Annotated in this window: 12 protein-coding genes, 1 riboswitch and 1 other annotated feature (1 of these 14 running past the window's edge); of the genes, 6 read left to right on the top strand and 6 right to left on the bottom strand. The window is 37.7% G+C overall.

Going from position 1 to position 15,210, the window contains the following annotated elements; genetic code table 11:
- Positions 1-12 (bottom strand) — a binding site (T-box leader) (it extends 214 nt beyond the left edge of the window).
- A 50-nt stretch (positions 13-62) separates the two neighbouring features.
- Positions 63-2,147, bottom strand: coding sequence for a muramidase family protein (locus ATZ35_RS07855; protein ID WP_208930266.1), 2,085 nt, complete (start codon positions 2,145-2,147; stop codon positions 63-65).
- Between the two features lie 292 nt (positions 2,148-2,439).
- Here ATZ35_RS07855 and ATZ35_RS07850 point away from each other — a divergent pair, with 292 nt between their 5' ends.
- The 5 genes from ATZ35_RS07850 to mnmM all read left to right on the top strand — a co-directional run bounded on the left by ATZ35_RS07850 (position 2,440) and on the right by mnmM (position 6,460).
- Positions 2,440-3,096, top strand: coding sequence for a DUF1700 domain-containing protein (locus ATZ35_RS07850; RefSeq protein ID WP_208930265.1), 657 nt, complete (start codon positions 2,440-2,442; stop codon positions 3,094-3,096).
- Position 3,097: 1 nt separating this feature from the next.
- On the top strand, positions 3,098-4,129 hold the full coding sequence (locus ATZ35_RS07845; protein WP_208930264.1) for a DUF4097 family beta strand repeat-containing protein: 1,032 nt from the start codon (positions 3,098-3,100) through the stop codon (positions 4,127-4,129).
- A 134-nt stretch (positions 4,130-4,263) separates the two neighbouring features.
- The gene (locus tag ATZ35_RS07840; RefSeq protein WP_208930263.1) at positions 4,264-4,914 is read left to right on the top strand and encodes a phosphatase PAP2 family protein; all 651 of its coding nucleotides are present in this window, start codon (positions 4,264-4,266) and stop codon (positions 4,912-4,914) included.
- Positions 4,915-4,928: 14 nt separating this feature from the next.
- A complete protein-coding gene (gene mnmL, locus ATZ35_RS07835; RefSeq protein ID WP_208930262.1) occupies positions 4,929-5,897 on the top strand; it encodes a tRNA modification radical SAM protein MnmL/YtqA in 969 nt (322 codons plus the stop codon).
- On the top strand, positions 5,897-6,460 hold the full coding sequence (gene mnmM / locus ATZ35_RS07830) for a tRNA 5-(aminomethyl)-2-thiouridylate-methyltransferase MnmM (RefSeq protein ID WP_208930444.1): 564 nt from the start codon (positions 5,897-5,899) through the stop codon (positions 6,458-6,460). Before mnmL ends, mnmM begins: the two co-directional genes overlap by 1 nt.
- 76 nt (positions 6,461-6,536) lie before the next feature.
- Here the strand turns inward: mnmM and ATZ35_RS07825 are convergent, their stop codons facing one another.
- Together ATZ35_RS07825 and ATZ35_RS07820 are read right to left on the bottom strand one after the other, a co-directional pair.
- Entirely contained in the window at positions 6,537-8,306 is a 1,770-nt protein-coding gene (locus ATZ35_RS07825) for an ABC transporter ATP-binding protein (RefSeq protein ID WP_208930261.1), read from the bottom strand.
- On the bottom strand, positions 8,299-10,008 hold the full coding sequence (locus tag ATZ35_RS07820; RefSeq protein WP_425250083.1) for an ABC transporter ATP-binding protein: 1,710 nt from the start codon (positions 10,006-10,008) through the stop codon (positions 8,299-8,301). The genes ATZ35_RS07825 and ATZ35_RS07820 overlap by 8 nt, the downstream gene beginning before the upstream one ends.
- Before the next feature lie 227 nt (positions 10,009-10,235).
- Here ATZ35_RS07820 and ATZ35_RS07815 point away from each other — a divergent pair, with 227 nt between their 5' ends.
- Entirely contained in the window at positions 10,236-10,883 is a 648-nt protein-coding gene (locus tag ATZ35_RS07815) for a TetR/AcrR family transcriptional regulator C-terminal domain-containing protein (RefSeq protein WP_208930259.1), read from the top strand.
- Positions 10,884-10,931: 48 nt separating this feature from the next.
- Here the strand turns inward: ATZ35_RS07815 and ATZ35_RS07810 are convergent, their stop codons facing one another.
- The 3 genes from ATZ35_RS07810 to metK all read right to left on the bottom strand — a co-directional run bounded on the left by ATZ35_RS07810 (position 10,932) and on the right by metK (position 15,002).
- Complete coding sequence (locus ATZ35_RS07810) at positions 10,932-11,720, bottom strand: alpha/beta hydrolase (protein WP_208930258.1); 789 nt, start codon at positions 11,718-11,720, stop codon at positions 10,932-10,934.
- A gap of 248 nt (positions 11,721-11,968) precedes the next feature.
- Positions 11,969-13,429, bottom strand: coding sequence for an MDR family MFS transporter (locus ATZ35_RS07805; RefSeq protein WP_208930257.1), 1,461 nt, complete (start codon positions 13,427-13,429; stop codon positions 11,969-11,971).
- A 385-nt stretch (positions 13,430-13,814) separates the two neighbouring features.
- Positions 13,815-15,002, bottom strand: a complete 1,188-nt coding sequence (metK, locus tag ATZ35_RS07800; protein WP_208930256.1) for a methionine adenosyltransferase — start codon at positions 15,000-15,002, stop codon at positions 13,815-13,817.
- Positions 15,000-15,094: riboswitch (SMK box riboswitch) on the bottom strand. (Overlaps the previous gene by 3 nt.)
- Positions 15,095-15,210 lie beyond the last annotated feature (116 nt).

The raw sequence follows: 15,210 nt of genomic DNA, 5'->3' as shown, positions 1-15,210 counted from the left end.
CACTGTTTCGCTATATTCTGTATGCTATCATACTACCAAATATTCAAGTCAAGTTCAATCTTTTATTTTACTTTCAGCGTTTGACCAATATAAATGATATCGCCAGATAAACCGTTTAGTTGTTTGATTCTTTGAACGCTGGTTCCATATTTTTGAGCAAGTCCCCATAAAGTGTCGCCACTTTTTACAGAATGCGAACCTGTTGTTTGTCCGCCGCCTTGATTACCAGTATTCGATGAGCCAGCAGAGCCGCCAGTTCCTTTTTTCACGATTAATTTTTGACCAGGATAAATCATATCTCCGCTTAAATTATTCCATTGACGTAGATTAGCAATACTTACACCATTCGCATTGGCAATTGCCCAAAGAGAATCACCTGCTTTTACTGTGTACGAACCTGTTGTTGTTCCAGCATTATTTGAACCACCTGTGCTACCTGTTGAGCCGCTATTGCCGCCACTCGTATTACCACCAGTGCTGCCGGAACCCTTTTTCACGATCAATTTTTGTCCAGGATAAATCATATCTCCGCTAAGATTGTTCCATTGACGTAAATTAGCAATACTAACACCATTCGCATTGGCAATCGCCCATAATGAGTCGCCTGCTTTTACTGTGTAATTCGCATTTGTTGTTCCAGTATTGCCGGAACCACCTGTGTTACCAGAACCGCCAGTATTGCCGCCTGTGCTACCACCACCAGCGTTACCAGCACCTTTTTTCACAATTAGTTTTTGTCCAGGATAAATCATATCTCCACTTAAATTGTTCCATTGGCGTAAATTAGTAAGACTAATACCATTTGCATTGGCAATCGCCCATAATGAGTCACCTGATTTTACTGTGTAGTACGTGTTTGTTGTTCCAGCATTACCAGAACCACCCGTGTTGCCAGAGCCTCCTGTATTACCGCCAGTATTACCGTTATTGTTGCCCCCTGTATTGCCAGAGCCTTTTTTCACAATCAGTTTTTGACCCACATAAATGACATCACTAGAAAGCTTGTTCCAGCTCTTGATGTTTGCGATCGATGTGCCGTATTTAGCAGACAATGCCCAAAGGCTATCACCAGCTTTTACTGTATGTGTCACATCTTGGCCGCTTGTCTCGCCACCTGTGTTGCCTCCTGTATTGCCATTACCGCCTGTATTACCTTCTCCTGTACTTCCACCAGTATTACCACCGCCTGATGAAGGAGTATCATATTGTGTTAAATTATACGTTGTAATAATATTATTTAGTTTTGAATTATAGCTAGGGTCTGTTGCATAACGTCCCGTTAACCATGCAGTTGCATCTCGGTATGAATTTGTATTACTTTTCCAAGCACCAGAATAGTAATAAACGCCTGCTTGAAATGATGTGTTTCTCAAAACGTATGCATTATCACTAAATGATTCTGAATAGGAAGGATATTTTCTAAACGCAGCATTGACTTGAACCCATTGACCATTGAGTACTTCCCAAGTTTTCATCGTAACTGATTGTCCTTGGTAGCTCCCCTTGATCCCGAATAAATTATGGTTTGGTGCTGCAGAAAGAGTACTTCTTCCCCAGTCACTTTCAAGAATTGCTTGAGCCATCATTACAGAAGCATATAAATCATTTGCAGCGGCTACAGATTGGGCATGTCCAGCGATATCAGCAATAAACGTACTTGGACTGATACTTCTAGATTGTGCAGAAAATGCTGAACGCATCGCAAGATTTGGTGTTTCTGGTACTTCTGGTTCTTCGGTTTCAGTTGTTGAAGAGTCAGTTGATGCTTCTGTCGTTTCAGTAGGCTCAGTACTTTGGGTTGTTTCTGATGTATTTAATTCAGATGATTCTTGTGTTCCAGACGTCTCTTCACTTGAAGACTCAGGTGCTGTCGTTTCTGTCTCTTGTGTCATCGAATCGTTTGTGTCAGTCGTCGTTTGTGTTTGAACGCCTTCTGTATGTGTAGGTGTATCTGAGTAACTTACTTGTGCACTAGCATCTTGATCTTCTGCGGCTTCAGCTATTTTGGGTGCGACAATCGGTGCAGCAATCGATGAAACCACGATTGCGGAACTAAGCACAGTTGTCCCTTTTTTTAACTGGCCATAAGCAAACTTATTCTGTTCGGCCTTCCTCCGCTCTTTTCTTGACAATTTGTACTTCTCCATAATATATCCTCCGAATTTTCTAAAAAAAGTATTCTTTAAATTATAGTATACCCTTTTTTCAAAGAAAATAGAAATATTTTTTAATCTTTTCTTCCTATAAAATGCAAATAAAAACCTATTCTATTTATTATTATTTTACTTAAATCCTTTTTCATTTTTAACAACTAGGTCTCAAGACTGATTCCCTTCTTTACCTTAGGCTGATTTTTGGATTAAGGGCTTGTTATTCCCTCAAAAAAAAATTATAGTGGAGAAGAAGTTACAGGATCGTAAAATGAAATGGGGGAAAAAAATGAATAAAGAACACTTTTTGATCGAATTGAAGATCTATTTAAAACCTCTGACAACTCAACAGCAATCGTTTATTTTAAATAAATATGAAACAATTTTTGAAGAACGGTCCGCGGCTGGAGAAACAGAGGAACAAATTGCCAAGAGCCTTGGAAAACCACGAGGAATCGCTGAAGAAATCTTACAAGAATTTAATATCAATGTTCCAGAGAAAAAATTGGAACGAGATGGCTGGCAAGAAATTCAGCCAATTGTAAATGATGACTATTACTATGAAGAAGCATCGGAACATCCTTATGACGATACATATCGCTCTTATGAACGTCCACATCATAGCGGATTCGTTCGGTTCTGTCAGGTTGCAGGTGTCCTTGCATTTAATTTTCTTTTTATGTTTTGGATGATTTTTGCTGCTATCATGGTTGTATTCTCTGGTTGGTTGGTTGCTGTTCTTTTCTTATTTTCACCAATTTTAGGAGGTATCTCCGTTTTTGCTGGCTTTAATGATGGCACTATGTTCCAGCTCTTCTTTAGTATTTTTCTTTCTGGTGCCGGAGTTATCGGATTGTTGATTCTGACACCTTTAACGAAATTCTTTGGAAAAGTGCTAAGACACTATCTACAGTGGAATATTCGCGTTTTAAGAGGAGAGATTTAGTATGAAGAAGACAACTGCTTTTTTTCTAACCATCGGAGTTTTAGCTATGATCATCGGCGGAATAGGCAGTGCCGTTTATTTTAGACGCGCTGAACATTCTATGACAGACATGAAAACGCAAAATTACGAAATAAAAAATAAACAAAGTACAAAAGAAATTCATCTTGATCTTTCAGGGAATGCTGAATTTTATATTTTGACCGAAAATACAAATAAGGTAACGATGCAGACTCGAAGTTCTGTACCAGTTTCACTTGAAAGCTCACTAGATGTTAAAGAAAAAGACAATCAATTAGCTATTTCAGCAAACAGTGACAAGAAAAAACTGGAATTTGACGGATTAAAATTTGATCTTTTTGATAGAGGTTCAGCCGTAACCTTAACGATTCCAGATGATACTGAGCGTTTAATCATTGATGGTAAAGCAACTGGAACAATCAATCTTTCAACGGTTCAAACAAAAGAATTAAACATCACTCTGAATAATCCAGATATTAATGTGAATGATATCAATGCAGAAAAATTAGCGATAGAAACAGCTGATGGTGACCTTAATATTTATAGTGAGGTTCGAGCCGACAAAGCAACACTTAAAACAACAAACGGTAAGCTTCAAGTAAATGATTTTGCTGCTTCTACTTGGTCTGCTACTAGTACGTCTGGCGATATCTATATAAATACTGCCAAAGGAATTTCTACAATCGAATCAACCAATGGTGAAATCCAAGTAACTGATCTTAAAGGTCAAGCGAAAGTCAAAAGCATCAATGGTGATTTTTCATTATATGGAACTGAGATTCCTAAAGAATTGTTTGTCGAAACACAACAAGGTAGTATTGATTTGCATACAGAAGAAGTTTTATATGACGTAACGATCAAAACTAAAACTAAGCTAGGTGACAGTATGATTTTTGGTAAAGAGAGAACTTCTTATACACGAGGAAAAGGAACGAAAACATTTACATTGCAAACAAATTCTGGTGATATTTCGGTTGAGGGACCATCAGAGTATGAAGATGGAGAAGATGATTAATTTTCTATCGCTTTTAGAGCCTATACTGGAACTTTTAAAGTTTTTGTATAGGCTTCTTTTTTTCGATATTCTCAGATGTGTTCTTATTTATTTGATGTTATAATGAATTTTAGCTAATTTGGAAAGGATCTTTTATGAAAAATAAATTATACTATCAATTTGCAGGCAGCTGTTTTTTAGTTGTCTTTATGTTCCTAGGTTATGTCGTCCGTTTTTATCCTGGCTGGTTGAAAGGGTTTGACCAAACCATCACCACACTCGTACGGACGCCTTATCCTTCTGCCAATCAGTTTTTTATTTGGTATACAAAATTTGCAGATCCTTTGACTGTTGGAATACTTACTTTTGCGATTGCGTTCATCTTCTATAGAGGAAAATACTATGCAGAAATGTTTTGGCTTTTGATCAATACAGCTTTGATTGCTGGTGTGGCGAATCCATTGATCAAGTTAGTATTTATGCGGCCGCGTCCAACCTTGGATCATTTGGTCACAGAACATAGTTACAGCTTTCCTAGCGGGCATTCTACGGGAAGCGTGTTATTATATGGAACGATTATTTTACTTTTACCGCAATTTATTAAACAAAAAAAACTTTGTTTATTTTTACAAATTATCTTAGGTTTTGGTATTTTACTGATCGGTATCAGCCGTATTTATGCTGGGGTTCATTTCCCGAGTGACGTTTTAGGTGGCTTCTGTTTTGGTTTAGCTTGGCTATTAATGACCTATCCGATTTATTTAGAAAAACGCTTTATCTGGCGTTTTAAAAGCAAACAACAATAGAAAGAAGAATGAACATGTCTGATTTTGATTATACTGAAGATCCCAACAAACGTTATCACACGTGGAATTATGCTTTACGTCAACAGTTTGGCGGAAAAATCTTCAAAGTACCTTTAGACGGCGGATTTGATTGCCCGAACCGTGATGGGACAGTTGCAAAAGGGGGGTGTACTTTTTGTAGTGTTTCTGGATCAGGAGATATGATCGTAGCACCTCAAGATCCCTTGCCGATTCAATTTCAAAAAGAAGTGCACATGATGCATAAAAAATGGCCTCAGGTCGATCAATATATCGTTTATTTCCAAAATTTCACTAATACCCATGCACCTGTCGAAGTAATTCGACATCGATTTGAGCAAGTTGTGAATGAAAAAGGTGTTGTCGGTATTTCGATTGGTACCCGTCCAGATTGTTTGCCTGATGATGTCGTCAATTATTTAGCTGAGCTGAATCAACGTTTTTATTTGTGGGTCGAGTTAGGGCTACAGACGACGTACGAAACCACTAGTCATACAATTAACAGAGCTCACAACTATCAAACCTATTTAGAGGGCGTTGGAAAATTGCGCAAACATAATATTCGTGTTTGTACACATTTAATCAACGGATTACCTGGTGAAAGTTTAGAGATGATGCGTGAAAATGTACGCCGAACAATTCTTGATTCGGATATCCAAGGAATCAAACTGCATCTACTACATTTAATGACAAACACACGAATGTTACGTGATTACCATGAAGGTCGACTACAATTGATGACTCGAGAAAATTACGTCAATGTCATTTGTGATCAGTTAGAGATGATCCCGCCAGAGATCGTGATTCATCGACTGACCGGTGATGCTCCAACTGATGCTTTAGTTGGTCCTATGTGGAGCTTGAAAAAATGGGAAGTATTAAATGCGATCGATGATGAAATGAAACAGCGCAATAGTATGCAAGGAATCTATAATGTCCGTGATACAAAGGGGGTTCTTATTTGATGCTACAAACTGCGATGCGTTTTAGCCATACATTGTTAAAAGAAGTGATTCAAACTGGTGATACGGTTGTGGATGCTACAATGGGTAATGGACATGATACAGCGTTTCTGGCGCAACTTGTCGGCTTGAATGGGTTAGTCTATGCTTTTGATGTTCAAGAACAAGCGCTGCAAAATACTGAGAAAAAACTTGTGGAATCAGGAGTAAGAGAGCAAGTACGTCTAGTCCATCAAGGTCATGAAACAATCGCAACGATTATCCCAAAAGAAACAACATTGCGAGCTGCTATTTTCAACCTAGGCTACCTGCCTAAAAGTGATAAGCAGATCATCACAAAACCAGATACAACGAAACAAGCTTTAGATGCCCTTCTTGCTAGATTAGAATCTAAAGGACGGATCGTTTTAGTTGTTTATTATGGACATACTGGTGGTGAAGCTGAATTGGCTATGGTACAAGACTATTGTCAACAACTACCACAAGAAGAATACAGTGTACTGACTTATCAATTTATTAATCAGAAGAATAACCCGCCGATTTTGTTTTGTATTGAGAGAAAATAAGATGCCTTAACAAACAGAGTATGTAAATAAAAAACTTGAGTCTCGCTTTACGCAAGGCTCAAGTTTTTTTAGCCGTTTATTCAAATACAAACTGATTATGATAAAGCTCTGAATAAAAACCATCCTGCTCCAATAGTTCATGATGATTTCCTTCTTCGATCACTTCACCATTTCTCAAAACAACGATGCGATCTGCATTCAAAATCGTCTTCAATCGATGGGCAATTACAAAGCTTGTTCTACCTTTGATTGCTTCATCCATCGCTTTTTGAATCTTCGCTTCTGTAACGGTATCTACATTACTTGTCGCTTCATCTAAAATCAATAATGACGGATTCGTAATGATGGTTCTAGCAATACTGATCAATTGTTTTTGACCTGTACTGAAAACGTTATTTTCTTCAGTGATTTCTGTATCGTAGCCATTTTCTAATTCCATGATAAACTCATGAATATTCGCTTGTTTGGCTGCAGCAATGATCTCATCCTCAGTCGCTTCTGGATTCCCAAAAGCAATGTTGGCACGGATCGTGCCAGAAAATAACACAGAGTCTTGCAATACGATTCCGACATGCGAACGTAAACTGCTTAATTCGATTTCTCGAATATCTGTTCCATCAAAGGTAACTGAACCGTTATTTACATCATAAAAACGATTTAACAAGTTCATGATCGTTGTTTTTCCTGAACCTGTCGGACCAACTAACGCAACCATCTCGCCTTTGCTGACATTGATCGATACATCTTTTAAAATCGGTACTTCTGGATCATAGCCAAAATCAACATGATTCAATGCTACTGATTCGTTGATTCCATTGATTTGCTTGCCATCTTTTGGATTGATTTCATCTGGTTCATCGAACATTTCATTTAATCGACGGGCTCCTGTAATCGCCAGTTGGATCATACTGTAGCCTGAAGAAATTTGCATCAGCGGTTGATAATATTGTTGTGAATACTGAACGAAGGTTACAACTAAACCTAATGCAACAGTCTTTTCTAAATCACCATTCAACGCTAACCAACCACCAAAGAAAATCACGATTGCTGTGTTAACAAGTGACATCCCTTGCATCATCGGGAATAGTAGACCAGAATAAACTTGCCCTTTAAAGGTTGCTTTACGTACTGTTTCATTATGCTCCAAGAAACCATCAATCGTTTCTTCTTGCAGGCCATTGGTAATAATCACTCGTTGACCACTAATTTTTTCATCCATATAGCCATTCAGTTTACCAACTTCATCTTGCTGAATATCAACATATTTTCGCGCTTTACTGATCACAACAACTGCAATCAAAATCGCTACAGGAGTGGAGGCAATCGTTGCCCAGGCTAACTGAACATTTTGACGGAACATCATAATCAAAATTCCAACAAATAATGCAGCATTCGTCAAGACTTGGAGTAACGCTTGATTCAAGCTATTTTGGATATTATCCAAATCACTTGTAAATCGACTCAAAATTTCGCCATCTTGATGTGAATCAAAGAATCGGATCGTTAATTTTTCTAATTTATTAAACAATCCAATCCGCATCCGATTTGTTGACTTTCCAACAACTTGGGTAAATAGAATACTATAAATAAAATTAGCTGCACTTGTTAATACATAGAAAATCAATAGCTTCCAGATAATGTCGATAAACTTGCTTTTATCATCTATGCCTTGCATCAAAGCTCCTACATAGTTGGCTAATTCTTGAATTGCTTCACCAACAAATTGCGGTGCTTTCACCTGTAAATAGGTTGCAATAACAATTGTTACAAAAATAAACAAGAAGGAAAGTTTGTACCGTTTTAAATAATGAAAAAAGAATTTACTTGCTCTTATTAAATCAGTCATTATTTTCATCCTTTCCTTTTTGTGTTTCGTAGATTTCTTGATAAATAGGGTTTGTTTTCGCTAACTCCTCGTGAGTTCCCTCACCCACTAATTGCCCTTTGTCTAACACCAAAATTCGGTCAGCATGAACAACAGAAGAAATTTTTTGTGCAATTACGATCGTCGTTGTTTCTTTTAGATCGTTATCTAACGCTTCTCTAACTAAACGCTCTGATCGAGCATCCAAAGCACTAGTACTGTCGTCAAGAATCAAGATCTTAGGATCTCCGATCACACCACGTGAAATGGATAGACGTTGTTTTTGTCCGCCAGAAAAGTTGTTACTTCTTTCAGCTACTGGCGCTTCATATTGTAAGGCTAATTTCTCGATAAATTCTTTAGCCTGAGCAATTTCAGTTGCACGGCTCATATCTGCTTCATTGGCATCTTTTTTCCCTTGGCGTAGATTTTGTGAAATTGTACCGGAGAAAAGAATCGCTTTTTGTAGAACAAATGACACAGCTTTACGTAGGCTACGTTCATTAACATCCTTCAAATCAACTCCACCAACTTTTACACTTCCCTCAGATGGATCGAACAACCGTGGAATCAATTGTGCTAGCGTGGATTTACCAGCTCCTGTAGCTCCTACGATCCCAATCATCTCACCAGGTTTAATAGAAAATGAAATATCTTTCAATGTATCAGTCTCATCTCCTGGATAGCGGAAACTAACATGGTCAAAAACAACACTGCCATTTAACTCTTGTTCGGGTACATCTTTGTAAGTCAGTGCTGGAACAGTGTCCATCACCTCTTTGATTCGTTTGATAGAAACAGCTGCACGAGAAGTCATCATCATCATCATTCCACCGATAATGATAGCCATCATGATTTGCATTAAATAGCTCATAAATGATGCAATACTGCCGATAACAGTTGGATCATCTTTAACTAAGTTACTAACAAGGAAAATCGATCCTACAACCGCTAGATTAGCTGCCAACATAAATGATGGGATCATCACAGAAAATAGTGTCCCTACAATCAAATTATGTTTCGTCAATTCTTCACTGACCTTAGTGAAACGATTTAATTCATTTTTTTCTTGGACAAAAGATTTAACCACGCGAATCCCTAAAAGATTTTCTTTGGCTAAGCCATTGACTTTATCGATCAATGTTTGAATGATCATAAAGTGCTTGCCCATTTGAGAAAAGGATAAGGCTGTGATAATAAATACTGCTACAACAAGCAATACGATCACCCACCACAATTGCGGCAATGTCATCATCGCTAAAATAAAACTTCCGATAAATAGGATCGGGATTCTAAATAATGACTGCAATGCGATCATGATCACGTTTTGAATTTGAGTCACATCATTGGTCAGACGAACCACTAAATTGCCTGCTGAAAATTCTTCAATATTGCCAAATGAAAATGTTTGGATCTTGCGGAATGTTGCTTCACGAATATCAGCACTCACACCTTGTGCGACTTTAGCAGAATAAATCGTATTGAAGACACCGGCAATCAATCCCAAACCTGCGATCCCGATCAAATACAATCCAAGTTCCTTCATTTGACTCTTATCATCTTTAATAATTGCTTCTAGCACTTTTTGTAATAGTTTAGGCTGCCATAAAGCCGACATGACCATGACAACAACAGTAATCAAGGCTATGGAAACTTCCAGCTTGTACTTTTTGACATGTTCCATAATAATACTCACTTAATCCCAACTTTCTTTGTAAATCTAGCTTAATCTGATTCATTGTGCAACTTTCAATGATCATTTAGTGTTATTATGTGAGGTAGGCAAGACACGGTTGCCTCTATCAATTCACAAACTTAACACTGTAAAATTAGGCTGCATAACAATTTACCATTTTTAGCAGCGAAATTCAAGGAGTTAGTTTCTATTTTTAGATAAAAGGATGAGAAAATGTGGACTCAAAATTATCAAAAGAAAAAATCGTTCAAGCAGCATTCCAATTGCTGACAGAAAAACCTGACTTGGAAAAACTATCGATGCGAAAAGTGGCTCAAAGACTTGGCATACAAGCACCAGCGATTTATTGGCATGTTGAAAACAAACAAGCCTTACTTCAAAGTATGGCTGAAGAGATAGAGGACCATTTTATACCACCAAAACCTCAAGCAAACTGGAAAGAAACGATTTATGCTTATATGGAAAACTATTATGAGCTGTATCAACAGTATCCTTGTGCCACCGAAATCGAAATCCAAACGATCCCTTCTTATCCATCTCGCTTACGAAATCTTGATGCGATCCTTGGAATTTTAAACGAAGCTGGGTTCTCTATAGAATTAAGTTATATGACGATTACTTCTTTACAACATTTATTGTTTGGTATGCTAATGGATTCGTCGGAGGAAAGAAAATTATACAATAAAGTCATGGCTGGAGATGACTATTTAAAAAAACAAATTATTTTGATGAAACAATACGTTCAAGAGCAAGAGTTGAACAATATCAGTGAAAGTATTCAATACCGACAAAAAGAAAAGCAAAAGGATTTTTTTATGAAAACCTTACGTGTGTTTCTAAATGGTTTAGATACGTTCCTCTAATTAAAATACGCAAAAAGCTTGGAGATTTTTTCATCCAAGCTTTTTTCTTTATTTTTCTACTGGCAACCACGCCAATACTCGTTGAATCCATGCATCCCAAAAAATCCAATCATGATTTCCTGGACCTGTTTCAAATGTATGTTCAATATTATTTGAAGTCAGCGCCGATGCCATCTTTTTATTTCCATATAAAAGCAAATCCTCTTCACCACAGCAAAGAAAAATATTGGGCGGTGTTTTGCCGCTTTTAACTAACTGATCAAGTAAAAACATTGGATCGTTGTTTGATCCTTGAACTTGCTCGAAAGGACCAAAAATCCCTTCCCAGAAATCTTTTCCTCTAACAGCCAAAAGGTCTTCCATTCTGTCAGCAAGATTTACCGCTCCTGACAAAGAAGCCACAGCGCAAAAACTTTCTGGCTTAGCTAAACCGAGTTTTAACGCACCATAACCACCCATCGAAAGGCCAACTGCAAATGTTTTGGCTCTATTTGTTGTTAATTGAGGAAATAACTCATGACAAATAGTTGGCAATTCTTCTGATATAAAGGTCCAGTACTTCATGTCATAGCGTGTATCTGTATACCAGCCAAGATCAGTAGACGGCATGATCACCGCTAATCCTAAATCAGCGACATAGCGTTCTATCGATGTTCGTCGTTCCCAGACACTATGATTGCCGCCCATTCCATGGAGTAGATACATTACTGGGACATCCGTCAGATTGCCCTTCGTTGCTGTACCAATTTTTTTCTCTGTTTTTTGCGGCAAAATAACGTTCACGGATACTTCCATTTCTAACACATTTGAATAAATACTCGCTTGTAAAAAAGCCATCGAACATCCCTCATTTTCTTTTTCTATTATTGTAGCATTAAATCGACTTTTTTTGATTAACTATCTATATAACAAAAAAACTCGTTCTTCTAAGAAGAACGAGCGGAGGAGGAGTTAAAAATGAAAAACGTTTTGCTTCAGTTGTTGTCTTTTGGTATATCTATATAATACAAAGTAAATATGAACTTTATGTGCCAAATTTACGTATAATATGGTCCTTTTTTTTTAAGAAAATCATAACTCCTTTGTTACGCTAATTTCTTTTTGACACTGATATTCAAAATCATTGCAATGATGATTAGCCCAATACCAACTACATAGACATTATGCAGACCAGCATAAAGCATGCCACGCAAAGGTTTAAGTAAATCAGCTGGAATTGTATTAGCTGTATGCGGATTAACCAACTGGTTCATAACATCTGAGTCAACCTTCAAGGTACTTTTAGCTAACTCTGAAGTTGTTACGGCATTGATGATCACACCAAAAATCGACACCATCAACGTTTGACCAATCGTTCTAGCTAAGGTATTGAATGATGTTGCAACACCCATTTCAGAAGGATCCACGCTGCTCTGGGCTGTCACAGTGGTTGTTGTGATTGTAATCCCAAAACCAATCCCTAAAACAGAGGAAATCGCAAAAAACCAAACAAATGAAATCGTTGCTGGCACTAATACTAAGAAAATACCTCCAAGCAACGTAATACTTAACCCAATTGTCAAGACTCGTTTTGTCGTATATTTTTCCATCAAATTACTGGCAATAAATGACCCTACCATCCATAAAATCGACATTGGTGCTAATACTAAACCACCAATTCCAGCGCTTTTTCCTAGTACGCCTTGCATCCACATTGGAATATAGACTTCTACTCCCATCAAAAAGCCACTGATCAACGCTGCTACAATATTAACGATCACAAATGTAGAGTTTTTAAATAGCATCAAATCAATAACAGGATCTTTGGCTCTTTTTTCCACCAAAATGAAAATGATAAAAAATAGAACAGAAGCTCCTAAGCACAGAAATACTTTTAAATCAAAACCGCCATCGCCAATCAATTGAAACCCTAATAATAAGGTCAATAGGACTAACATCAGTTGAATACTACCCAAAATGTCCATCGGTACCTTGCTTTTTTCTCGTTTTGGTTCAACTAAAAAGTAAGCAATCAAGCCCATTAAGACAATACCAATTGGCACGTTAATAAAGAAAATCCAGTGCCAACCAACAGTATCTACGATAAACCCTCCAGCAAGAGGACCGAAAATACTGGCAATTCCCCAAGCTGCACTATTTAATCCTAGCATTTTTGCACGTTTATCAATTGAATAAATATCGGCCAAAATCGTCAAAGCAACAGGCATAATCGCTCCTGCCCCAATTCCTTGAATTGCTCGAGCAATGATCAAGGTGATCATATTTTGCGCCAAACCACATAATGAAGATCCTATAATAAAAATAATAATACCAATCATAAAAATCGGTTTGCGCCCGACTTTATCTGCCAATTTTCCGTATATCGGTGTTAACATTGCATTTGTTAATAAATAAATCGAAAAGACCCAGTTCATAATTTCCATGCCGTGCAGTGATCCTACGATCGTTGGCATCGCTGTTGAAACGATCGTTCCTTCGATTGCTGTCATAAACGTTGCAACGAACACACTGATCGTTACAAGTTTGACGTTTGTTTTTCTTTCCATGTATCTCCATCCTTTTTGCTATTTTTTGTTTGATATAGTTACTTATTCATTTACAGAGTTTTGTTGCGTCTGTTGCGAGACTTTACATTGAATATGAGCGTTTTTAAGTTTAGTGTAACTAACTTGATGATTGATTTTGTGGGTTGTTGGCTTTTATTTTGTTGTTTGGTTTAACATACTTGGTGCTTCACTAGTAAGGTAACTACGCTCCCTTGGTCGCTGGCTTCTATTTGTTATTAGCATTATAGCGTTTGGTGTTTCACTAGTAATGAAACTTCGCTCCCTTTGGTCGCCAAGTACTGTTCATCATCCACTCTGATGGAGCCAGTCGTGGTGATTCACAGCAAAACGGCGCCACTAATTTTCATTAGTAGCGCCGCCTCGTTTACTCCATCAAGCTTTTCTTGATTGCTTCGACTTTATCTGTCTGCTCCCAAGGTAGTTCAATGTCTGTACGACCAAAATGACCATATGCTGCCGTTTTTTTGTAGATTGGACGGCGTAGGTCAAGCATTTCAATTATTCCTGCTGGACGCAGGTCAAAGTTTTCTCTAACGGCTTTAATCAATTTGCTTTCTGGCACATTGCTTGTCCCGAAAGTATTGATTGAAATCGATACGGGTTGTGCTACACCAATCGCATAAGCCAATTGTACTTCAACTTTTTCAGCTAAACCAGCTGCAACGATATTTTTAGCAATATATCGAGCGGCATAGCTTGCAGAACGATCGACTTTTGTCGCGTCTTTACCTGAAAAAGCACCGCCACCGTGGCGAGCATAACCTCCGTAAGTATCGACAATTATTTTACGTCCGGTCAAACCAGCATCACCTTGTGGTCCACCAATAACAAAGCGACCTGTCGGATTAATAAAGTATTTTGTTTCTCCATCTAATAAATCTGCTGGGATCACTTCTTCAATAACGAATTTTTTTACGTCTGCTTGAATCTGCTCCAGCGTAGCTTCTTCATCATGTTGTGTACTGATCACGACTGTATCCACACGTTGTGGTTTGCCATTTTCATCATATTCTACCGTTACTTGAGATTTTGCATCTGGGCGTAAATAAGGAAGTTTTTCTTCTTTACGCAGTTGTGCTAAACGGCGCACAAGTTTGTGACTTAACGAAATCGGTAAAGGCATTAGTTCTGGTGTCTCATCTACTGCAAAACCAAACATCAATCCTTGATCTCCAGCACCAATATCATCTTTAGTATCTTTGTCACCACGTGTTTCTAGCGCATCATCTACACCTTGTGCAATATCTGGCGATTGCTCATCAATTGCAACCAGAACTGCAACAGTGTCTCCATCAAAACCATATTTAGCTCGAGTATAGCCAATATCTTTCAGTGTTTGACGAACGACTTTTTGAATATCTACATAAGCTGTAGTAGAAATCTCTCCAAAAACTAAAACTAAACCAGTTGTAACGCTTGTTTCACATGCCACACGGGCTTTTGGATCTTGTTCTAAAATCGCATCTAGTATTGCGTCACTCACTTGATCGGCAACTTTGTCTGGATGTCCTTCAGAAACGGATTCTGATGTAAATAAATGTCTCTCTGTCATAATGTATTCCCCCTAATTTTATTTGGTTACAAGGCATCTTTGTTAAAAATAATAGAAATTCTAACAAATCCTTTCGGGAACTTGCAACGCCTCTAGTATAACAGATATCAAAACAAAAGACCTTTTTTTTACTTAACTTTATAAAATTATCCTAACAAAAGACAAGATTCGTTTTGTTCTCGGTACTGAAAATTCGCTTAGACTCTTC

Origin of the sequence: Enterococcus rotai, from assembly GCF_001465345.1 — a bacterium.
In the GTDB taxonomy this organism is placed as follows: Bacteria; Bacillota; Bacilli; order Lactobacillales; family Enterococcaceae; genus Enterococcus_L; species Enterococcus_L rotai.
The sequence above is the reverse complement of the archived record's forward strand: the minus strand, read 5'-3'. Positions and strand labels throughout refer to the sequence as shown.

Coding starts and splice junctions, on each gene's coding strand:
- ATZ35_RS07855 (WP_208930266.1), bottom strand. CDS start 2,147: ATGGAGAAGTACAAATTGTCAAGAAAAGAGCGGAGGAAGGCCGAACAG.
- ATZ35_RS07850 (WP_208930265.1), top strand. CDS start 2,440: ATGAATAAAGAACACTTTTTGATCGAATTGAAGATCTATTTAAAACCT.
- ATZ35_RS07845 (WP_208930264.1), top strand. CDS start 3,098: ATGAAGAAGACAACTGCTTTTTTTCTAACCATCGGAGTTTTAGCTATG.
- ATZ35_RS07840 (WP_208930263.1), top strand. CDS start 4,264: ATGAAAAATAAATTATACTATCAATTTGCAGGCAGCTGTTTTTTAGTT.
- mnmL (WP_208930262.1), top strand. CDS start 4,929: ATGTCTGATTTTGATTATACTGAAGATCCCAACAAACGTTATCACACG.
- mnmM (WP_208930444.1), top strand. CDS start 5,897: ATGCTACAAACTGCGATGCGTTTTAGCCATACATTGTTAAAAGAAGTG.
- ATZ35_RS07825 (WP_208930261.1), bottom strand. CDS start 8,306: ATGACTGATTTAATAAGAGCAAGTAAATTCTTTTTTCATTATTTAAAA.
- ATZ35_RS07820 (WP_425250083.1), bottom strand. CDS start 10,008: ATGGAACATGTCAAAAAGTACAAGCTGGAAGTTTCCATAGCCTTGATT.
- ATZ35_RS07810 (WP_208930258.1), bottom strand. CDS start 11,720: ATGGCTTTTTTACAAGCGAGTATTTATTCAAATGTGTTAGAAATGGAA.
- ATZ35_RS07805 (WP_208930257.1), bottom strand. CDS start 13,429: ATGGAAAGAAAAACAAACGTCAAACTTGTAACGATCAGTGTGTTCGTT.
- metK (WP_208930256.1), bottom strand. CDS start 15,002: ATGACAGAGAGACATTTATTTACATCAGAATCCGTTTCTGAAGGACAT.